At 32.6% G+C, this 23,413-nt stretch carries 18 protein-coding genes; 5 read left to right on the top strand and 13 right to left on the bottom strand.

The annotated features are described in order from the left end of the window. Positions 1–1,387 precede the first annotated feature (1,387 nt). Positions 1,388–2,908 carry a phosphomannomutase/phosphoglucomutase gene (locus tag H1220_01920; protein ID QMI86155.1) on the top strand — a complete coding sequence of 507 codons (1,521 nt, stop codon included), beginning with the start codon at positions 1,388–1,390 and terminating at the stop codon, positions 2,906–2,908. Between the two features lie 86 nt (positions 2,909–2,994). Here H1220_01920 and H1220_01915 read toward each other — a convergent pair whose 3' ends face one another. From H1220_01915 to H1220_01905, 3 genes are all read right to left on the bottom strand, one after another. Further along, complete coding sequence (locus H1220_01915) at positions 2,995–3,849, bottom strand: helix-turn-helix domain-containing protein (protein QMI86154.1); 855 nt, start codon at positions 3,847–3,849, stop codon at positions 2,995–2,997. 355 nt (positions 3,850–4,204) lie between these two features. Beyond that, positions 4,205–5,227 (bottom strand): glycosyltransferase, encoded by a 1,023-nt coding sequence (locus H1220_01910; protein ID QMI86623.1) that lies wholly within the window; start codon positions 5,225–5,227, stop codon positions 4,205–4,207. 53 nt (positions 5,228–5,280) lie between these two features. Beyond that, positions 5,281–5,940, bottom strand: a complete 660-nt coding sequence (locus H1220_01905; protein ID QMI86622.1) for a TVP38/TMEM64 family protein — start codon at positions 5,938–5,940, stop codon at positions 5,281–5,283. 951 nt (positions 5,941–6,891) lie between these two features. Here H1220_01905 and H1220_01900 point away from each other — a divergent pair. Beyond that, positions 6,892–8,292 carry an ISL3 family transposase gene (locus tag H1220_01900; protein QMI86153.1) on the top strand — a complete coding sequence of 467 codons (1,401 nt, stop codon included), beginning with the start codon at positions 6,892–6,894 and terminating at the stop codon, positions 8,290–8,292. A gap of 99 nt (positions 8,293–8,391) precedes the next feature. On the opposite strand, the gene rpmF is transcribed toward H1220_01900, so the two are convergent. The 5 genes from rpmF to H1220_01875 form a co-directional block, all read right to left on the bottom strand. After that, the gene (gene rpmF / locus H1220_01895) at positions 8,392–8,568 is read right to left on the bottom strand and encodes a 50S ribosomal protein L32 (GenBank protein ID QMI86152.1); all 177 of its coding nucleotides are present in this window, start codon (positions 8,566–8,568) and stop codon (positions 8,392–8,394) included. A gap of 52 nt (positions 8,569–8,620) precedes the next feature. Beyond that, entirely contained in the window at positions 8,621–9,190 is a 570-nt protein-coding gene (locus tag H1220_01890; GenBank protein QMI86151.1) for a DUF177 domain-containing protein, read from the bottom strand. Between the two features lie 155 nt (positions 9,191–9,345). Then, positions 9,346–9,744, bottom strand: a complete 399-nt coding sequence (locus H1220_01885) for a ribonuclease HI family protein (GenBank protein QMI86150.1) — start codon at positions 9,742–9,744, stop codon at positions 9,346–9,348. A 9-nt stretch (positions 9,745–9,753) separates the two neighbouring features. After that, the gene (cls, locus tag H1220_01880) at positions 9,754–11,187 is read right to left on the bottom strand and encodes a cardiolipin synthase (protein QMI86149.1); all 1,434 of its coding nucleotides are present in this window, start codon (positions 11,185–11,187) and stop codon (positions 9,754–9,756) included. Positions 11,188–11,199: 12 nt separating this feature from the next. Further along, positions 11,200–13,572, bottom strand: coding sequence for an ATP-dependent RecD-like DNA helicase (locus H1220_01875; GenBank protein ID QMI86148.1), 2,373 nt, complete (start codon positions 13,570–13,572; stop codon positions 11,200–11,202). 165 nt (positions 13,573–13,737) lie between these two features. Between H1220_01875 and H1220_01870 the strand changes: the two genes are divergently transcribed. After that, entirely contained in the window at positions 13,738–15,171 is a 1,434-nt protein-coding gene (locus H1220_01870; protein ID QMI86147.1) for a glucose-6-phosphate dehydrogenase, read from the top strand. Between the two features lie 53 nt (positions 15,172–15,224). Here H1220_01870 and H1220_01865 read toward each other — a convergent pair whose 3' ends face one another. The 3 genes from H1220_01865 to H1220_01855 all read right to left on the bottom strand — a co-directional run bounded on the left by H1220_01865 (position 15,225) and on the right by H1220_01855 (position 19,157). After that, positions 15,225–15,491, bottom strand: a complete 267-nt coding sequence (locus H1220_01865; GenBank protein QMI86146.1) for a hypothetical protein — start codon at positions 15,489–15,491, stop codon at positions 15,225–15,227. Positions 15,492–15,693: 202 nt separating this feature from the next. Beyond that, complete coding sequence (locus H1220_01860; GenBank protein ID QMI86145.1) at positions 15,694–17,757, bottom strand: DNA topoisomerase 3; 2,064 nt, start codon at positions 17,755–17,757, stop codon at positions 15,694–15,696. 50 nt (positions 17,758–17,807) lie between these two features. Beyond that, a complete protein-coding gene (locus H1220_01855) occupies positions 17,808–19,157 on the bottom strand; it encodes an MATE family efflux transporter (GenBank protein QMI86144.1) in 1,350 nt (449 codons plus the stop codon). 75 nt (positions 19,158–19,232) lie between these two features. Between H1220_01855 and H1220_01850 the strand changes: the two genes are divergently transcribed. Further along, positions 19,233–19,832 (top strand): YihA family ribosome biogenesis GTP-binding protein, encoded by a 600-nt coding sequence (locus H1220_01850; GenBank protein ID QMI86143.1) that lies wholly within the window; start codon positions 19,233–19,235, stop codon positions 19,830–19,832. Positions 19,833–19,912: 80 nt separating this feature from the next. Further along, positions 19,913–21,169 carry a trypsin-like peptidase domain-containing protein gene (locus H1220_01845; protein QMI86142.1) on the top strand — a complete coding sequence of 419 codons (1,257 nt, stop codon included), beginning with the start codon at positions 19,913–19,915 and terminating at the stop codon, positions 21,167–21,169. A gap of 399 nt (positions 21,170–21,568) precedes the next feature. On the opposite strand, the gene H1220_01840 is transcribed toward H1220_01845, so the two are convergent. Together H1220_01840 and H1220_01835 are read right to left on the bottom strand one after the other, a co-directional pair. Continuing rightward, the gene (locus H1220_01840; protein ID QMI86141.1) at positions 21,569–22,756 is read right to left on the bottom strand and encodes a HAMP domain-containing histidine kinase; all 1,188 of its coding nucleotides are present in this window, start codon (positions 22,754–22,756) and stop codon (positions 21,569–21,571) included. Next, the gene (locus H1220_01835) at positions 22,710–23,396 is read right to left on the bottom strand and encodes a response regulator transcription factor (GenBank protein QMI86140.1); all 687 of its coding nucleotides are present in this window, start codon (positions 23,394–23,396) and stop codon (positions 22,710–22,712) included. Before H1220_01835 ends, H1220_01840 begins: the two co-directional genes overlap by 47 nt. Positions 23,397–23,413 lie beyond the last annotated feature (17 nt).

Here is a 23,413-nt window from a genome sequence, read left to right as displayed (position 1 = left end):
TTTAAATCGTTTCATTTATTATCTATATTGAATAAACTTATCAACTCTTTTTTGTACATAAAAATTTTTAAATTTTACTTTCTTACACAAAAGTTAGAAATAAAAACAATCTTCCTTTTATACAAAACACTTATTTGATTCATTTGAAATTTAATTAAAGCAAAATATCCCATATCCTTATTTTTATACTATTCAAAAACAAAATTATTTTTCTATTTTAAAATAACATAACCAAAATATAATTTATTATCTATATCTTTATGTTTAAACAAAACTATGCAGAACTTTTCTTAAATCTATATCTCCAATATTTCCATGAACATTGCTGACTACAAAAAACTATTCGTCGATCTAGTTCTTCCTCTTTTATAACACCCACCATTCCACATCTTTTACAAGTAAATGTCCTACTCTTGTAAAAGATAGATTCTATAGCTTTTTTCTCATCTTTCTCCTACCTTTACCTTATATAATTATAAACAATTACAAATACTCTAAATCTCTCATACTATAATAGCTTCCTTCCTCTATTTCTCAATATATCTTTAAATCACTCTCCTCGTAGGTAAAAACTTTAAAACAAATTATATCACACCCCACCCCCGACTTTGTCAACCTTTTTTAGTAATTTATGTCAATCTTGTGTTAATCAAATGAGAAAATATCCCAATATAATAAAATATATTTAAATCAACAAACAAATCTATGTTAAAACATTCCAATTATGTCGATTGTTAAAACGAAAAAATGATACTATTTATATTTATGAGTCTATCAATATCTGAAATAAAGAGAACAAACAAGTACGTCCACAATACATATTCATAGGAAAATTAAATAAAAAACCTAGAGAAAACATTGATATTGATATTAAATTTTCCCATATAGCGTGCTGACTTTTCCTCAAATCATAGTAATAGATTTATACAGTAGAAAAAGAATATTAAAGTTAATAAAAGAACATAGCATGTATGAAACGGTACAATTTTTAGTGGATTTAGAAGAAAGAATGGAATTTAAGACAAAGATGGTACAGACAGATAATGGAAAAAAGGCTGTAATGAAGAAGTCATAGACTAAATAATGAGTTGTTTTATCAAAAGAACCTCTTTAGTAGCGCAGAAGAAATGCACACGTTATTCTATAAATATGAAAAAAAGATACAATAACATAGCTAAAAGAACGTTGAGGTTTAAGACACCACATTAGCTGGGAAAAGATTACCTTAAAAAGGCTTATTTGGAATATTCATTAAGGCTTTTTATGAGATGATGTATCACAAATGTTTGATAACTATACAATATTTATTTGTGCGAATTATGAAAAGTATTTAACAATTTTCTTCTTTAATAGTATGATAGATATAATAAAACTTAGGAGGAAGAACATGTCGTCACTGCAACAATTACAAAATGGTTCAGATATTCGTGGTATCGCCATTTCAACAACAGATTATGAAGCAAATTTAACAGAAAAAGAAATTCCTAGTATCGTATCTGGAATTATACATTGGGCAAGACAAACTCAAGAAAATAAGTATCAAAACGGAACACTAACAATCGGTATTGGAAGAGATAGTCGTATTAGTGGAGAAACATTGGTCAATGCCTTTATTCAATCTGCACGTGAACAAGGCGTCAATCTTATTGATTTTGGACTTGCCACAACACCTGCCATGTTTATGAGTACACAATTTGAAATGTTTAAATGTGATATTGGTATTATGATTACCGCAAGTCATTTACCTTATTATTTTAATGGTATTAAAATTTTCAGTGCAGTAAGTGGTGCAGAACACGATGATATTGACTATATTTTATCACACACAACTCCTAACACAAATGGTCGTATAGGAACAATCAAAACAGATGATATTTTAACACCTTATGCACAAGATTTAGTACAAAAAATCAAAAACGGGATGCAAACAACTGATGAAACTCCTCTTAAAAATATGCACATTATTGTTGATGCAGGAAATGGTGCAGGAGGCTTTTTCGTCGATAAAGTGCTAAGTGCTTTAGGGGCTAATACAGCTGGATCCCAATTTTTAGAACCCGACGGCACATTCCCAAATCATATTCCAAATCCCGATAACAAAGAAGCAATGGAAAGTATTAAAGAAGCAGTTATCCGTCACCAAGCAGATTTGGGTATTATTTTTGATACAGATGTGGATCGTTCGGCTATCGTAACAAAAAGTGGACATCTTTTAAATCGTAATAATTTAATTGCTGTTTTAAGTCAAATCGTGTTACGAGAGCATCCTCATTCAACCATTGTAACCAATTCACCAACAAGTTCACATTTAAAAGTATTTATTGAGCATTTAGGTGGGAAGCAATGTCGTTATATTTCTGGATATAGAAATGTCATTAACAAAGCTATTCAACTGAATAAAGACGGTGTGAATTGCCCACTAGCTATTGAAACGAGTGGACATGCGGCATTTAAAGAAAACTATTTTTTAGACGATGGAGCATACGTTATTGCCAAATGTTTAATGCTTTTACCAACGTTAATTCAACAAGGGAAAACTTTTGATGATTTAATTAGTACATTAAAACAACCCGTTGAGACATTAGAAGTACGTTTTAAATTATCGGGACAACACTTTAAAGAGCAAGGTCAACGTGTTATTCAAGATCTAGAAAACACCAAAATCGACGGTTTCCAAATAGATTATGAAAATGAAGAAGGCGTACGCTTTAATATAACATCACCATACGGTAATGGATGGTTCTTATTACGCTTAAGTTTGCATGAACCTTTACTCGTCTTACAAATCGAAAACGATGAAATGGGCTTCATGCCAAGTGTCCTAAAAACACTCCACCACTTTTTCAATCAATTTGATTTTGTAAATCAAGAAAAATTACGCGTACATTTAAATGAAGAAAATAAATAATGCCAATATACCAAAAGTGGAGAACCAACGCTTAAAACGTTGGTTCTCCACTTTTGAAATAGAGCAATTTTCAATCAGTATTTTACTTATTTTAATGTACTCAAAAAATTCAATGCCATACTCACTAAGTAAGAATTATTTTGAATAGTAAAAATCGAAATCGCTTTTTGTGCTGCATCTAATGCTTCATTCTCAAAATTTTTCTCTTTTAATAACTGTGCACGCATCAAATATGAATCACCTAATAAGTACATGGATTGGTGTAAAACAGCTAAATCAATGCCAAATGACACATACTTAAGAGCTAAATCAAAATTATCAGTTAAAAAATATGCTTGGGCTAAATTGTAATACAATCTAACGCCCTCTTCCCATTCTGTTAATTGTGCAATTTTTGGTAAAATATCTTCAAAAATACTAATAGCTTTAGTATATTTTTTATCATTACTATAAATATTACCAATCATCATTTGTGCTTTCACATGAACAGGGTTGTCGCTTTCTGTTCTTTCAAGTAAGTTATTCAAAATAAACATTGCTTCTTTTTTATTGTGTTTATAATGATACAAAACAACTGCCTTAATCCAATCATAGTATAAACGCTCTACTGGAGATAATTGAACATCATTTGTTTTGCTCACGATAAAATTTAACGCACTGTAATTATTCGCTTTTAATAAATCTTTCACTTCGGACGAATAAAAAGTTGTGTTATCATCAAAATTGAATAAATCATCAATAAATGATTTTGGAATTTTTAACTTATGAACGACTTTAATAATAATCTCAATGGACGGTAATAATTCGTTTTTCTCAATTTTACTAATAATCCCCTGTGCACATACACCTTCAGCAAGTTCTTTTTGAGAAAAACCTAATTGTTTTCTTCTTTGTTTAAATGTTATGGCTATTTTTTGTCTCAATTCGTCTTTTGTTCGCATAGTTACCTCATTCCATTCTATTTATGATAATTTTTTATTTATTATATATTATTATACCATATTTTCACTTCTTGGAATAAAATCAGTAATATTTTTTGAATATTTAATCAAATTTCTGCACAAACTCGATTTTTATTGATGAAAAGATAGTTTCATATATTATCGCATCTGATTGTACATAATTATTTCTTGACCATATAATAAGATATTGTTGTAAAAGTCAGTATGTAATGAAAATAGATACCCATATCATGATTGTTTAGTTAACAGAAAAAAATGGTACTCTAACATTTTAAGTGTTAGAGTACCACTTCCTTTGAGTCATCATTTTATTTTATGATGAGAACTCTTTTTCTTAATTTTCTTGTTTCGCTTGTTCTTCAACTTGTTCGTAAAATTCTTTCCACATAGACAATACATTGTCTTTTGCATAAAAAATATTTCCTTTGGCAGATGCTTGTTGTGCTTGTTCATAATAAGATTCATCTTGCTTTAGACGGTTTAGTACAGACACAAATGTATCAATAGAATTTGCCTTTTCATAAAAATCGAAAAGAATATCTTCATATATTTCTAAATCTCTTAGTAGAATTGGGGTATTGACACACATTGCCTCTAAAATGGTCATTGGAAATAGTTCTTCAAAAGAAGCAAGTAACATCACATCTGCTAAATTATAGACTTCATTCATATATTCTCTATCAACAATACCTAAAAATTTAACATTGTGTGGTGGATTATCGACAACTTTTTCAATTTCTTTGTAGCCGTCACTTATTTTCCCAAACGAGAAACCACCTGCCCATACAAACTGAATATCGGGAAGTTGTTCTGCCATTTTCAATACATCAAAGATACCTTTTCTGGTTTGTAATTGCCCTGCAGATAAAACAACAAAGGCGTCTTTATCTATTCCGTACTTTTCTCTTAAACGCTCTTTTTCATCTTTTGATACTTTGTAAAAATCATCACCTGATACATAATTAGGAATATATGTAACTTTATTACGGTCAATACCATATTTTTCGAGTTCACCAATAAAATATGGGTTAACAGTTACTAAGTAATCCATGCTTTTATAAAATTTAATCATATACCAAAAAAAGATTTTTTTAATTGGTTTGGGTAAATTCAAACTATTTTCAACTGTTTCTGGTAGCATGTGTACATAACCAACTGATTTACCATTTTTTGTCATAAACCATTTTGAAATGGCAAATTTAAAATCAATAGTATGGTAGTGTGTAATTTCACTACATTTTAAAGCGTTCTCGAATATATCAAACTCATCTGCTAAGCCATCTTTGACTAAATTGACTTGTTCAATATAAGCAGAACCAACACCTTGCCCTTTCACACTTGTTGCACTAGAAAGCATATTGATTTGACTTTTTTTCAAAGATTTCACTTCTTTCTATTTTATACGATTTATTATGAAAAGAAATTCGTTAACCATGGCCAAATATGATGAATAAAGAAGAAAATCATTTCTTGCATCATCACGGTAAAGACATAGGTCGAAACAGCTTTTGTTGGGATAAAAATCCATACAAATTTTTTGAATGACATTGTGGTTAAACCTGCAATCATACATAAAATATCATCTGGAGCAGCAGGTAAAAAGAACAAAATACCTAAAATCCATGAGAAACGTTTTTCATTTCTTGTCCAACCCATATATTTATCATATGTTTCATCTGATACAAAACATTTTACAAAAAACTCTCCATACTGTCTTGCTAAATGAAAGGCAATCATAGAGCCTATAAAAATACCTATGTAATTATAAACGAATCCCCATTCATAGCCCCAAACGACCGTTCCACTAACAGAAACCGCTCCTCCGGGAATAATAGGTAAGACAACTTGAATAATTTGTATCAAAATGAATAAAATCGGTCCAAATACACCCAATTGTTTTAAGTGTGTTTCAAACATACCACCTTGGTCAGTCGGTTTAAAATAGGTACCTGTTGCAACCCATATCGCAATCAACACTGTTAAAACTAGACCAACCGTGGCACCAATTTGGACAATTTTACGATATTTTTCTGATATTTCTTTTTTCTTTTCATCTTCTAATTGTTTCATAAATTGTTCCTGCATGTACATACATCCTTCGTTTTTTGATAATTTTTATCATACTACACTTTATCATTTTTTGACATCAGTCTAAAGTATTAAGTCAATAGAAAAACATCCATAAGACGATAAATAATCAGTACCGCCCAAACAAATATGGATACATATCCAATGACGACACTATACTTTTTAAAAAATTGCATTGTCGTAAAAAAGCGGTCTGCTTTATAATTATAAAATAATAAAAAAAATCCTACTAAAACATAGCCAAAAAAGACGTATGGCAAAATAGAATAGCGAAAAATCACTTCTCCTATTTCTTCTATACCAATGAGTACAAATGGGAAAAGAATGATTGAAAACCCTATTTTATACAATATTTTTCTAAATATTAAATAGACGAATGCAACAACCAAGGGTATCAAATACCATATTAACTCTGTTATTGTCATCATGAATACACATTTTTCCTTTCATATCATTAAGCCTGTAACATTCTAAGTTTATACCAGCACTACAAAAAGGTCAAACAAAAGTATTATAAGCCGAAATAAAACCGGATAGTACAATACATTTAAAATAGCTTAATCCTAAGAAAAAATATATGTATATGTTCATATAAACGTAAACGAATAAAATTAGATTTGATATATTATCAAAAAACGATGCATTGACACCTTAATATACACTCTTTTTTCATTATGTTCCATATCATATACATCATTCTCATTAGTGAAATATTATCGAATGCTATTCACTATCAGTATACTGACACCAATACAATTTGATAAAGAACCATAATTTGATAAAGAACCATAATTTTAAAGGTGTTGGTAGCTTCCTTTTGGAAGATACCAACACCAAATATTATAGAACCTCTTTTGCTGAGGTTCTCCTATATCTTATACAAAACGCCTTTAAAACTATCTACTATAAACAAAAAAGGCTCTATAATAAATCGTGTTGGTGGGAATAATCCACCAACACGATTTTGTATATAAAAGTGGACAAAAAAAGAGAAATACCTGTATGATTAAATCACCACAATTAAACAAGGAGGTATTTCTCATGGATTATTATACAAAAAAATTATTGACATTAACAGATAAATCTTTCATAGCTGATGAACATTGGTTAGAAGAAAAAACAATAAATGGTATTCCACACCACTTTATTAAAGGTACTTGGACAAAGCCTTGCCACACCTGTCCACATTGTCATGCTAAAACACTCATCAAACATGGGACATATCAAACGAAAACATTATTACCAAAGTTTAGACAAATCAAAACTGTTTTACTTCTTAAAAGAACCCGTTATCGCTGTAAAACGTGTCTAAAAACCTGTTCTTCTTCGTGTTCTTTAGTCGATAAACATTGTTGTATTTCTAAAGAATTAAAACAACTTATTGCACTTGATTTAACGAAAAATATTTCAAGAAAACATATCTGCCAAGACCACTTTGTATCTGATGTGACCGTACAACGTGTCTTAGATAAATATACAAAACAAGTTAAACCGTCTTTTCATTATCTACCTAAGGTACTATGTATCGACGAATTTAAGTATGTGACATCTCATTTAGGGAAGATGAGTTTTATCTGTGTAGACGGATTGACGCACCGTATTATTGATGTGTTACCTAGTCGCCAATTAGACCATTTAATCACTTATTTTAAACAATTTTCTAAAAAAGCAAGACATAGCGTTCGCTATCTTGTTATGGATATGAATGCCAATTATGGCAAACTTATTCAGAAGGTTTTTCCTAATGCCGTTATTGTCACAGATAGATTTCATATCATACAACATATACATCGGAATTTAAATACACTACGTATAAAAGAAATGAACACCTTTAAAAAAGAAGAAAAGGCTTATAAACACTTAAAGAAATACTGGAAATTATTATTAAAAGATGCCTTTGATGTAAATGATACAGACTATCACTATCACCAATCCTTTAAAACATATCTGACACACGCACAAATCCTGGATAGATTATTAGACTATAGTCCTGTTTTAAAACAAGCATATGAGTTTGTACAAGAGTTGAGATATGCTTATAGACAGCGAGATTTTGAGTCATTTATGGAGGTTATTCATCATATTGACCCGTCATTACCAGAGTGGTTTAGAAAGAAATTTGATATTTTTAAAACCTATCAGAATGGTATTTATCAAGCTTTTACCACACCTTATTCAAACGGTATCACAGAAGCTATCAACAATCATATTAAAGTCATCAAACGGATTGCCTATGGCTACAGACGTTTTTCTTATTTTAGATTGCGTATTTTAATCATACAACACCATTCTCAGTGGCAGAAAAAGAATGTGAAAAAGGTAGTGAATGGTTAATGCCATTCACTACCAACATACTCACTATTTCTCTCCACCAACACAATTTGACGAAGAGCCACAAAAAACAGCCTTTATACAAAGACTGTTTCATTATAATTAGCCAACTGATACAACTTCTTTACCGTCGTATTTACCACAAGATGGGCAAACGTGATGACTTTTTTTCAATTCGCCACAATCTGCACATGCTGTCATACCTGGTACTTCTAATTTAAAGTGTGTACGACGTTTTGCTTTTCTAGCTTTTGATGTTCTTCTTTTAGGTACTGCCATGTTCTACACCTCCTGATTACTGTCTATCTTATATTGGTATTCACCAAAGTTGTTACAGACTTTGATCTTCGTCTTCCTCATTTAAAAGGAGAGTTTTTAACCCTGCAAGTCTAGGATCAATATTGTCTTCTGCTTCTTTTTGTTTCTGCATATTGTATGCATCTTCAGTCAAAAGAACCCATCCATTACCACTTGGTAAATTGTCGTCCTCTTGTTCTGTTTGAGATAAAACTTTTAGTGGTAAACTTAACAAAATACTATCAATAATCGTTTCTGTTAAATCAACATAATTTTCCTCAATAACAGTAACAACTTCCTCTTTAGCTACTTCTACATACTGAGATAAGTAGCCTTGTTCAACATATCTTTCAGATACATCAATCATTAAAGGAACTTGGACTGGCTCCAATGTTCGTGAAGAAGGTAGAGTAACAGTAACTTCTACAACAAACGTCGCAATAACGCTATGATTGTCATACAAAAGTGACCCATTCAACTTCACAGGTGATACATCTATAATGTCAGATTCACGCTTTATCAGTGATTGTTTCAAATCCACTTCTTGCAAAAATTTTAACGGTTCAACACCATGTTCTTCAATTTGTTTCATTGACCATTTCATCTTATCACTCCTAAAGCAACATACCGAATTATACAAGGAATATATCGGTTTGTCAAATTTATCTTTTCTTATTATGGCTTAAATCGAGTTAATTATCAACCTATATTTTCTTTTTTGATATTTTGTTTACATAGCATCTAACATTAACTTACTTCTTATTCACGTAAAGTAAGTGCTCTTTTAGCGAGTATGTCAGGCATTTTATTTTCTTTATCTGAAAACCACTCAACATAATAGTGATGTAGCTGATTTAATAAAGGTAAAATTTTGTCTAAATACGGCTGCTGCCAACTATTTTTAGCACTTTTTCGGTTCAATGCCGTCACAACAACTTTACTATCCGAATATATCAATACAATATCATGATGAAGTTCTTTTTCAATTAAATAACACAAACTTTGATAAATCGCTTCATATTCTGCTTCATGATTATTCAAGGCTTTATTTAAAGGTATAGATAATTGTTGTTGCTGTTTATCCTTATATATGACAATGCCTATACCGATTCTTTGAGGTGGTATAGAGCATGCTGCATCTATATACATTTTTATCATCGTAACCTCCTATAGAACAGGAGAAAACAATCTTGAAAAAAGTTGTTTTAGTTTTCGCCATAAAGATTGTTGACTGAAATACTCTGGAGTTGCTTGTTCACAAAATTCAATATCACGCTTGAATTGTTCTTCTAATGTTTTAGCAATATAAGCATCATACATAAATGCACACACTTCAAAATTCAATTCAAAACTGCGAATATCAAAATTAGCTGTACCAACACTTGCCATTCTCCCATCAATCGACAAAACTTTAGAATGCATAAATCCCTTTTGGTACACATAAATATTTGCACCTAAACTCCCACAAATTTTTGCATAATATTCTGTTGCACGGTAAACAAGAGGATGATCCGGTTTACACGGTATCATAATATTCACTTCAATCCCCGACATAATAGCAATACGTAACGCATCCATAACACTTTCATCGGGAATAAAATAAGGTGTTTGTATCCAAATACTTTTTTTCGCAAGAGAAATCATTTTGACATAGCCCAATTTAATTTGATCCCAATCAGACTCTGGGCCACTGCACACAATTTGCATTGCTGTATGCCCTATTTCTTCAAATGGTGGAAAATATTCTTCTTTATATCCTTTTTCATCTTCTAGTTTGGCAACAGCATTCCAATCAACGAAAAAGCGTGTTTGTAGCGAATGTACAGCTTCTCCAGAAATGCGTAAATGCGTATCTCTCCAATACCCTAGTTTACCTTTTCCTAAATATTCATCGCCAATATTAAACCCACCAACATAACCAATTTTCCCGTCAATAACAACAATTTTTCTATGATTGCGATAATTAAACCGTAAGTTAACAATCGGAATAGACGACCCAAAGAAAGACAGAGCTTTTCCTCCTGCTTTTGTTAACCGTCTAAAAAATTGAGGGTTTAATGTTCGACTACCTAAAGCATCATACAACACTAACACTTCAACGCCCTGTGACGCTTTTTTATACAATGCTCTCATGATTTTTTTCCCTAAATCATCATTATTAAAAATGTAATATTGCAAATGGATATGATGTGTTGCATTGTTTATATCTTCTAATAGCTGTTCGAACTTAACATTGCCATTATCTATAATGTCAACAACATTCCCTTTTGTATACAAAGCCTCCTCCGTATTCAAAAAAAGAGAAATCATTTCTTTTTCAGCACGAGAATGCCTTTGTGCTAGTTGTCTTTTTTCCAACAATTCTTTTTGCTCACTCGCAGACACACGTAATCCTAAGCGTTCTTGTTTTTGTAAATCAAAAATATTTTCTTTAGAAATTTTCTTTCCAATAAATAAATATAAAATAAACCCAATAATAGGTAATAACACTAACACCAATAACCATGTCCACGTCGAAGAAATCCCCCTACTTTCTCTAAAAACAGTAATTAAGGCTGCTAATGTATTCAAAAAGATAATGATTAAAATTATTGTAAACATTCTCTACCTCTATTATGTCATAAAATCATACGGTGTTATACCGTCCATGCCAATCATGGCATCAATCTCATATAGTGTTTCTTCTGTTAAAATAAGTGATTTTGTCTGTATCGTTTCGTTTTGTTCAACCGATATCTCTTTTACCGCCAAACCTTCTCCTTGCAATTTTTCCACAAGCAATGTTTGTCGATACGTTACTTCCTGTTCTGTAGCGTATATAAAAGCATCTAACTCGCCGCATAACACTAAACTTTTTTTACTTCGTGTCAAAGCTGTATAAAAAATATCTCTACGTAACATACGTCCATATTGTTTTACCATTGGTAATATCACTAAAGGAAACTCACTTCCTTGAGCTTTATGTACTGAACAACAATATGCTAATGTTAATTGATGCCATTCATTTCTTTGATAGCTAACTTCATTCCCATCAAAAGAAACAACCAATTCATCTATTTTACTTTCTGTTTCTTCTGCATAAAAAATAGAAATAATTTCACCTATATCACCATTAAACACATTTTGCTCTGGCTGATTGACTAATTGTAATACTTTATCGCCAACACGAAATACTCTATCAAAATGTTCGACTTGTCGATTTGTTGATTTAGCTGGATTTAAAATATTTTGAATTAACTGATTTAACTGATTGATACCTGCTGCACCTTTATACATTGGTGCTAATACTTGGATATCTGACATTGTATAACCTTTTAAAGCTGCTTTTTCAACAATTTTTTCAACAACGAGTGCCACCTGATTGGCAGAACAAGAAAAATAAGATCTATCTTTAAAATTTTGAGAAAAATTATCTGGTAAAATACCGTCTTTAACAGAATGTGCCAATTCCACAATCGTCGATTGCTCATCTTGTCGGTACACATCAGTCAATTCTGTATAGGGAATACTTTTCGACATCAATAAATCATGTAAAATTTGCCCAGGTCCAACCGAAGGTAGCTGGTGTCTATCACCAACTAAAATAACTTGCATACCCATAGGAATAGCTTTTAACACCCAGTTCATTAACCATGTATCCACCATGGACATTTCATCAATAATTAACAAGCGTCCCTCCAATGTTTTAGTATCGAGTATATCGTCTTCAATCAACTGACCAGTTAATCCAATACCTAACAAACGATGTAATGTAGAAGCAGGTAATCCTGTCAATTCTTTCATCCGTTTTGCCGCACGCCCTGTCGGTGCCGCTAACAAAATAGGAAAATCATCAACATAAGTATGACTATATAAATCAATATCATTAAGTTTCGCAAATAATGTAACAATGCCATTGATAACCGTGGTTTTCCCTGTACCTGGGCCTCCAGTTAAAATAGAAACTGGACATTCTAGTGCTTTTTTAATAGCTATTTTTTGCGTAAGACTATATGTAATATGTAGACGTTTTTCAATGTTCTGTATTTCTTTATCAATATCAACTTGTAAATAAGAGATTTTTTCTTGATGCGTCAATCCTTTTAACGACAATACAATCCCATTTTCAGCATAATAAATACTAGGAATTGAAAATCGTCCATTATCTTCAATAATTGTCCCCACTTGCCCCATGGCAATTAGTTCATTTGCCAATGTTTCTTCATCAATTAAAACTGCTCGACTTTTTTCAAGTAGCTGTAAACTATGCACGAGTACATCTTCAGCTTTTTCATACGTATTCCCCGTTGTGTAACATCTTTCTTTTAGTGTAAAAAACAGAGCACCTCTTAATCTTTCCACTGCATTTGCTGGAAAGCCTAAACTTTCAGCAATTTGATCTGCTTTTGAAAAACCGATACCGTCTATTTTTTCAATCAATAAATATGGATTGGTTTCAATAACCTCCAAAGATTTTTCTTTAAAGGTTTGAAAAATACGATACGCTAATGTGTCATTAAATCCATATTTTAACAAGGATAATACGATGTGATTTTCTCCTTGTATACTCAACAAGGTATCATGTAATACTTCTCTTTTTTGTGTGGTTAATCCTGGGATTGTTTTTAAATTGGGGTGATGATTCAAAATCATTTCAATCGACTCTACACCAAACATATCGACAATACGTGTTGCTAACACTGTGCCAATCCCTGGAAACTTATCACTTGATAGATACTGAATAAGCCCTTTTTCAGAGAGGGTAGACGATTGCTGATAGGTTGTTACTTGGAATTGCAGACCGTATTTGGCATGCTCCACTAAATCACCATAAAAAATATATTGGATATCTAAATGAATATCACCAAATGTCCCCGTTACCACAATCGTCGTATCATCATAAGAAGTATTTGTATCTTCTACGGAAACGAGCATGACTTTATAAAAATTGGATGCATTTTGAAAATAAATCGTTTCAACGGTACCTTTAATAAATAATTGCGTCATGATTCCCTCCTATGATGATAGTTATGGGTATTATATCACAGTCAATTTCATTATTTCATCTAAAAGCAATATTCCAATTTATATTTTATAAAAGCCTTGCTTTTTCATTGCAACAAATACGTCGCATTAGTATAATAAAGCGTACATTATTTATGGAGGAACACTATGACCATTATTCAAGAAATACCTGTTTTAATCACTATCTTTGGTGGAACGGGTGATTTGGCAAAACGCAAACTATATCCAGCCTTGTTCCGCCTTTTTAAAAAAGGACATTTAAAAAACTCGTTTGCCGTTATAGGAACAGCACGTCGTGAATGGAGTAATGATTACTATCAAGAAGTTGTTTTAGAATCCATTCAACAATTATCGAATGATGATGCAGAAAAAAAAGCATTTGCAAGCCATTTCTACTATTTATCACATAACGTCGAACATACACAACATTATGATCAACTAAAACATTTGGCAGATACACTAGATGCGACATATCACACATTGGGTAATCGTGTGTTCTATTTATCTGTTGCTCCAAACTTTTTTGGTACGATTGCTCAACATATTAAAACGCAACATTTGTTAACATCAAATGGGTTTAATCGTTTAATTATTGAAAAACCATTTGGACATAATTTACAAACGGCTATTGAGTTAAACAATCAACTCACTCAAACATTTGATGAAAATCAAATATTCCGTATCGACCATTATCTCGGCAAAGAAATGGTACAAAACATTACCGCTTTACGCTGCCATAATGCACTATTAAAAGCTTGTTGGCATGCTGAATACATCGACAATATTCAAATTACCTTAGCTGAATCCGTTGGCTTTGAAGACCGTGCTGGCTATTACGATAAAAGTGGTGCTTTACGAGATATGGTACAAAATCATATTTTCCAAATTTTATCGTTATTAAGCATGGAACTACCCGAAACATTAAATGGGGAAAATATTCGAGAAGAAAAAGCTTCTGTTTTGCGTCATCTTCGTATGTATGATGAAAATGCCATTAAAGAACATTTTGTTCGTGCACAATACATTGGCAATGATGATATTATCGGATACAAAGAAGAACCAGATATTGATGCATACACACGTACGGAAACATTCGTAGCAGGAAAAATTTTCATTGATAACGCACGTTGGAAAAACATTCCTTTTTACATTCGTACTGGGAAACGTCTGTCACATAAAGACACGAGTGTACATATCCAATTTAAACCAACAAGCCCAGAAGTTGCAGGTAATCTATTAAGTATTCATATACAACCCGAAGAACAAATACGTCTATTTATCAATACAAAAGAACAAGGATTATCACATCATATCCAAATGATTGACTTAACAAAAACCTATACGCAACAAAATGCTCCCGAAGCGTATGAACGTTTGATTTTAGAATGCTTACATGGTGATATGACAAACTTTGCACACCGTGAAGAAATTGAATTATCGTGGGCTTTTATTGACCGCATTCGTCACGCATGGGACAATGACACACAATCAAACATACCAACATATACCGCTGGTAGCATGGGACCTATTGAAAGCATCCAACTACTAGAAAAAGACGGATTTCATTGGATAAATCAATAACGAAAAAGACGACAGCATGATGATACTGTCGTCTTTTTATTATCGTTTTAATATTATTCTGAATAATATGTATGTACTTGTTTCATAAAACGTTTGGTTTGAATCCATGTGATAATCCATAAAATAACGATAATCATAAGATAAGGTATTCCGACATTCCATACAAATTCTAACATCATTTTAACAGTCCACCACACTACTGGACCGGCAGTCAAAAATAATACTAATCCAAATGTAATGATACTAGATAAAAGAATGCTTAAACACATCGGTAAAAAACATATCATTTCATGGCTATCTATACTGACTACCTCTTTCATCAGACAAATAAATTAAGCGAAAGACTTTATATCAAAAGTATAGTTTCTTTTTAAAATTATTAACTTTTTTACATATCAAAAAATCTAAAAATAATATTATATCCTCAAAATCCTTTGGATTCAACAACCTCCCTCTATATGCAAAAAGAGTTTTTTGAATAAAAAAGAACGAACCACTATCTATGGGTTCGCTCTTTTTCGATTACTCTACCTTATCATTCGCTAATTGTTTTAACACAGCAAATGGACTTTCAACAGTTTCTTGTTTAGCATTGATTTTTTGTAACAATCTTTTTTCTTCGTGTTTGCTTAATTTTTGTTGACGTTGTGATTTGCTTTCTAGTTTTTCTGTAATGGAACAGAATTTACATTTGAAAAATGCTCCATTTTTACCGTCAATGATTTCCATTTTTTTATGGCATTGCGGGCAACGATGATTCGATACTTTAGGGTCTTTACGTCGTTGGTATGAACATTCAGCATTCGTACATACATAACGCTTGCCATCTTTTCCATTACGTTCACGCAATAAAGATTGGCATTCTGGGCATTTTTTGGACGTAATCGTGAAGTCTTTGTAAGCAACCTCACTCCCCTTAATTTCCTCTACTAGATGTCGTGTACTTTTTTCAATATCTTTTAAAAAGCTGTCTGAACGCTCTTTGCCATGGGCAATTTTTTCAAGAGATTTTTCCCACTGCTCTGTTAAAGTCGGTGTCACAAGAGAAGGATTAACAAGTTGTAACAACTGTTTTCCTTTAGGTGTTACTCTCAATGTCACGGCTTGTCTTTCCATTAAGTCAGATTTAATCAATTTTTCAATAATTTCTGCTCGTGTTGCTGGTGTACCTAAACTGTGTTTTTCCATGGCACCCAATAATGTTCCCTCTGACAAAGCACTCGGAGGGGTAGTGACTTTTTTCTCGCAGCTCGTTTGAACATATAGTATATCGCCTTGTTTTACGTCCACAGACACACGACTGACTTCTTGCTGTTTCCAACCTTGAACAAGGACACTGTTTTCTTTAAAGATACATTCTTGTTTGTCATTAAATTGGACTTTAATAGACACACTTTTCACTTGATGATGTGGTGCAAATAAACCTAAAAAACGCTCAACAATAAAGCGATAAATTTTGTTTTCATCAGATGATAATTTAGACAAGTTTGGCATTTGTTCTGTTGGAATAAGTGCATGATGATCACTAACTTTGTCGTTTTGGAATACAGCGGTTTGTATCACTTTCCCGCCCAAGTTGATATACTCTTTTGCTCGTTCGTCATACTTGGCAATAGCTTGAAGTCTTTCTTTCATGGTTGCTTGCATATCTGTTGTCAAATACTTACTGTCCGTTCTAGGATACGTCACAATTTTATGTGTTTCATATAAACTTTGTACAATTGACAATGTTTTTTTAGCCGAGAATTGATACCGTTGATTCGCTTCCTTTTGCAATTCTGTCAAGTCGTACGGTAACGGTGCTTTTTCCACATGTGTTTTTTCTTTTACCTCTAAAACAACACCTTTTTTCACTGTTTCCATAAAGCGTTCTGCTTCCTCTCTAGTGTCGAATTGCTTTTGAAACATTGCTTTTAACTGTTTATATTGAACATTCACAACAAAATACGTCTTAGGTACAAACGTTTCTATTTTTTTCTCTTGTTCACGTACCAATGCTAATGTTGGTGTTTGCACACGTCCGGCAGAAAGATTATCTTCATATTTCACCGTCAATGCACGTGTTACATTCAACCCTACCAACCAATCAGCTTTTGCTCGAGCGATGGCTGATTGGTATAAAGCATCATACTCGTTTGCCGGTTTTAATGCCGCAAATCCTTGCTTAATTGCCTTATCTGTTTGAGATGAAATCCACAGACGATACATCGGCTTTTGACACTTAGCAAATGCTAGTATCCACCTTGCGACTAACTCTCCTTCACGTCCGGCATCGGTCGCAATCACAATATCTTTCACATCTTTTCGTTGTACCAATTCTTTAATGGCTTTTAATTGATGTGTTGTTTTAGGCAATGGTTTTATACCAATTTCTTTAGGAATCATAGGTAATGTTGCCATATCCCATTTTTGCCAATCTTTGTCAATATCTTCGGGTAATTTCAATGTCATCAAATGCCCCAAAGCCCATGTGACAATATAATTTTTTCCTTCAAAATAGGCTTTTTGTTTTTGTGTTGCTCCTAAAACACGTGCTAAGTCTTTTGCAACACTCGGCTTTTCTGCCAATACTAATGTCTTACTCATAGATACTCCTTTATATTGCTAAAACAATCAGTAGTCATCACATATTATGACTACCGATTGCCTTTTACTGTTAAATTTTTCAACCATCGTTTCTTAAAGAAAAAGCGTAATCCAACACACATTTGAATAAATTCACAAACTTGTGTACACATAAAAATAGCAATAGCTGAAAACTGTGTGAAATAGGCTAATATTGCCATAACAGGAATGGTAACTCCCCATTTAAACCCACCGTCCATTAATAATGTAGATTTCATATCGCCACCGGCACGCATAATAAAATAATTTTGTGCACCTGTTAAATAAATCCAAAAAAACATACCGGTTAGTTGTATCATTTGTACCGCTAAATCATGTGATGCTTTGGATACTTGATACAAGTTCGGTACAATATGACTCATACCAAACATTATCAATCCTAAACATGCTGCAACAAATCCAATAGTTTTTAACAACATTTTTCCATTCTGATAAGCCTCATCTAATTTACCAGCACCCAAACGCTGTGACACCAATACTGGTGTCGCCGCTGAAATACCTTGTGTAATAGAATAAAAAATAGAAGTAGTCGTATCCGAAATAGATAAGGCTGCAATAACATTACTTCCTCTTACTCCATATAATTTCAAAATAGTCGCTTGTCCAAATGCCCAAATAATTTCATTGACAGCTAGTGGAACAGCTTTGTAACAAACGTCTTTAAATAACGCTCTATCTACTTTAAAAATATCTTTAAACTTCGTATTAAAATCAAAACCTGTTGTATAGACAACATAATAAATAATACCAAATTCCAATAGTCTTGCAAAAACTGTTGCGATAGCCGCACCTTCTACGCCCATTGCCGAAAAACCAAAATTCCCAAAAATAAGAACATAGTTCAAACATGTATTCAAGACAACACCGCTTAAACTGGCAACAAGCGGTAAGCGTACTTGTCCAACTACTTTTAGCGCTGTTCCATAATTGATTGTTAATAAATAGGGTACAAATCCTAAAATCATAATGCGAATATACGCTACGGCGAGGCGTTCAATTTCAATATCTTGTACAAAAAAATGCACAACTGTTTCAGGTATCAATAATAAAACAAGAAAAGATACGAACACTAATCCCGATGATAAAATAAGCGATGTTCTAAAGGCTTCTTTTTGCATTTCTTTATCTCGTGCACCATAAAACTGTGCAATAAACACACTAGACGCTGCCGCAATGCCAAATAAGGTAAACAGGACTATTCCTAAAATTCGGTTACTCATGGCAACTGCTGCAATAGCTAAATCTCCTAGTTGCCCAACCATTAAATTATCCACCATAGCCACCAATGTCGTGACCAAACCTTGAAACATCAACGGAATGACAATTTTAATATATTCTCTATAAAATTCTTTTGTCGTCATCTTTCCTCCAATATGCGTTTTTAGCAATTATGTGCTATGATGTATTGTATCATAGTTCAATATAGGAGGCTACTTATGAAAGTCAATTATGCAGATATTGTCATTAGTGCTGTATCTCAAAAACAATATCCAACAACACAATATCCTGAGGTTGCTTTGGCAGGACGTTCCAATGTTGGTAAATCATCTTTTATCAATAAATTAGTCAATCGTAAAAATTTAGCAAGAACATCTAGCAAACCAGGAAAAACACAAACACTTAACTTTTATGATATTGAACATTCTTTTTATTTTGTAGATGTTCCCGGATACGGTTATGCTCGTGTATCAAAAACCGAACGTGAAAAATGGGGACATATGTTAGAAGAATATTTCACACAACGAAACACATTAAAAAAAGTCTATTTACTCATGGATTTTAGACATGACCCAACAGCTGAAGATGTTCAAATGAAAGAATTTGTCGACTATTACAATATCCCTTTCCAAATTATTGCGACAAAAATTGATAAAGTTCCTCGTGGAAAATGGAACAAACACGAGTCCACTTTTAGAAAAAAATTACAGCTTTCTCATGATGATAAGATTATTTTATTTTCTGCTGAAACTGGCGAAGGAAAAGATGCTGCTTGGGAAAGTATTACACAAGCCATTCAAGAAGAACATAACGCCTAAAGACGTTTCAGAATCTTTTAAGGTTTACACGCTATTTTATAGACATACAAAACAATATGCTTATTTTAGGAGGTAAACACATGAGTGAATATAACGAACAAACAGTAGAAGAACAACTAATAGAAAATGAAGAACAACCTATACTCGTTGAAAAACCACACAAAAAGACCGCTTCTCCTATTAAAATAGGGCTGATTTCTGGTATAGCTGGTAGTTTATTAGGGGCATCTCTTATCATGGGTGGATTATATATACAGCAAGCCACAACTCGCCCTACACAGCAACCAGCAAATATTACATCTGTTACAAAAACCGTATCATCTCCAAAGGCAGAAACATCTATAACAAGTGCCATTGAAAAAGTACAAGGTGCTATTGTTTCTATCGCAAAATATCAGTCTAATACCGAAAATAATTTATTTGGTCTATCTGGTGCTTCAAATGGTTTACAAAAAGCCGGTGAAGGAAGTGGTGTTATTTATAAAGTATCTGGCGATACAGCTTATATTGTTACGAATAACCACGTTATTGAAAACGCACAAGAATTAGAAGTATTATTAAAAAACGGAAAAACGGTACAAGCTGAACTTGTTGGTACGGATAAACTAACAGATTTAGCTGTATTAAAAATTCAAAGTAGCGATGTGTCTACAACAGCTAGTTTTGCCAATTCTGATGAACTAAAAGTTGGAGAAACAGCCCTTGCGATTGGCTCTCCTCTAGGTTCTAAATTAGCATCTACTGTCACAAAAGGAATTATATCTGCTGTCAATCGCAGCGTAGATATTGATACAAATGGCGATAAACAACCTGACTGGACAATGGAAACCATTCAAACAGATGCAGCTATCAATCCGGGGAATTCTGGTGGTGCTTTAGTGGATGAAAATGGGAATGTCATCGGTATTAACTCCATGAAAATCTCCGACACATCCGTAGAAGGTATCGGGTTTGCCATTCCAAGTAATCAAGTTGTGAAAATTATTGAAGAACTTGAAAACAAAGGAAAAATTTCAAGACCTTATTTAGGTGTTGGTTTAGTTGATATGACTGATGTTTCTACAACACAACGCAAACGTTTATTATCATTACCAGAAAACGTAACAGAAGGTGTCGTAATTAGCCAAGTCCAAGAAAATTCTTCTGCTGATAATGCAGGTCTAAAACAATACGATGTCATCATAAAATGGAATGGCGAAGACATTAAAAATGCTGTATCACTTAGAAAACATTTATATAGTCACGCAATTGGCGAAAAAGTCACACTAGATGTTTACAGAAATGGAAAACTCGAAAAAGTCACTGTCACACTGACAACAAACCAAAACATGAATTAAACCTAAAATCCCACATGAATCGTTCGCATATCATGTGGGATTTAACGTTTTCATGATAAAAAATGAAAATAAGTTGAAATTATAAGACGAACGTGGTAAAGTATGGGCGTAAGCATTCGATATGTATTTATTTATATGCAATGTTTTATTCATCCAAATAATATAAAATTGGTAAAATAGTTACAAAAACATTGTATAAAAATAGATACTTCATGACTTATATAGGCAAAAACAAAGGACAGCAAGATTTGGATGCTGTCCTTTGTTTTTTGCTCTATAATCAATCGTGTTGGTGGAAATAATCCACCAACACAATTTGACGAAGAGCCATTATATTCAAAAAGCCCAACATAATAGTCAGGCTTATCTTTTTTGTTCTAACATTATATTAAAAACTTTTTATTTAGTAACGACTGTTTGTGGTAACCAAATACGAAAGACAGTTTCCGAGGGTGTTGAATAAACATCAATATGTCCTTGATGATGTAAAATGATACTTTCTACAATTGCTAGCCCTAAACCCGAACCACTAATTTGACTTGAACGTGATTGATCCCCTCGATAAAAACGAACAAAAAGTTTATTCATCACATCTGAGTCAATCATTTGTCCGTCATTTTTAACTTCTAAAATAACACCATTATTTTCTTGTCTTGCCGTGAGCTGTAATCGTTTGGCTTGACTATATTTTAATGCATTAGAAATGAGATTATCGTACACTCTTACCATTTGTTCTCCATTCATTTGAACGAGTAAATTGGACGGTGTCACATCAATATCAATCGTCATATCTTTTTCCAATGCTTCTAATTCATTCTCCACAACAATTTGTGTCAAAAAATTTTTTATAGGAATATGTTGATATTGCCATTCTTCTTTGTAGTCTTGCATTTTTATATAATCAAATAAATTATCTGCCAAACGCTTCATTTGCAAAGATTTCATATAAGCAACATGCACGTATTGTTTCAATTCTTCTTCATCAATCTCATCCGATTCTTCAATCAAACTTAAATACCCAATAATAGATGTGAGAGGTGTTCTAATATCATGACTCACATTCGTTATGAGTTCATTTTTTGTTTGTTCAATATGTCGTTCTTCTTCCATTGCCGATACGGTACTATCGACGAGTTTATTGATACTAATTGCTACTTTTCTCATACGTCCCAATAAGTCTTCTGATATACGATGATGATAATTACCCGAAGCAATATAATCTAACTCTTCTAAAATATGACTTAATTCATATTGTCTATATCGTCTACTCAATCGCCAGTATGTAAACCAAATAGCACCTAAAATCATAACCACTGTAAAAATCTGACGATATACCCCAATCATTTGATGTGTAATACCAAATACTTGTCGAAGATGTAACGCATAAAACGGTTCATTAGGTAGTGGAAATAATAATTTATTAAATAAAAATAAGCATCCAAAATAAATAAAAAGAATCGCTGTTAATGTGATTAAACCCTCTACAACTAAATGATTTAATTGCTTTTTATCAAGTGCCTTTAGTCGTTTCCATTTATGTTTAATTTTTTGATATTTTGTATCCAACACCCCAAACGGTTTCAACAATTTTTTCACCACCTGTTGCTTCCTCTAATTTATCCCTTAAATGACTAACGTGTACCATGACCGTTTTTGCAGAAACAATACTTTCTTGCTTCCACACTTTTTCAAAAATTTCTTCAGCACTAAACACTTTATTAGGATAACTTGCCAATAAGTGTAAAATACCAAATTCTAGTGCTGTTAATGGAATATTTTCTCCTGAAAATAACACTTCGTGAGATTCTTTTTTTATAATCAACGGCCCAACCTGTATATCATCTTCTTGCGTTGGTAATTGTGTATCATATCGACGTAACAATAATTTTACACGTGCCATAATTTCAAGAGGATGGAACGGTTTTGACACATAGTCATCAGCACCAAGATTGAAACCTTTAATTTTATCCATGTCGCTTCCTTTAGCACTCAATAATAATACAGGCACATGATTATTCGCTTCTCGAAGCGCTCTTAAAACAGAAATCCCATCTTTTTTAGGCATCATAATATCTAAAATAATCAATTTAATATCGGCATGTTCTTCAAGTTTTTTTAAAGCACTCATACCGTCATAAGCTTTTGACACTTGATAATTTTCTTTTCGCAAATAAATGGTTAATAAATCAACAATTTCTCTTTCATCATCTACAACTAAAATACGCATCGTGTCACTCCTTATTA

The organism is Carnobacteriaceae bacterium zg-84 (genome assembly GCA_013874835.1).
In the GTDB taxonomy this organism is placed as follows: Bacteria; Bacillota; Bacilli; order Lactobacillales; family Aerococcaceae; genus WM01.
This window is presented reverse-complemented; position numbering and strand designations above follow the sequence as displayed.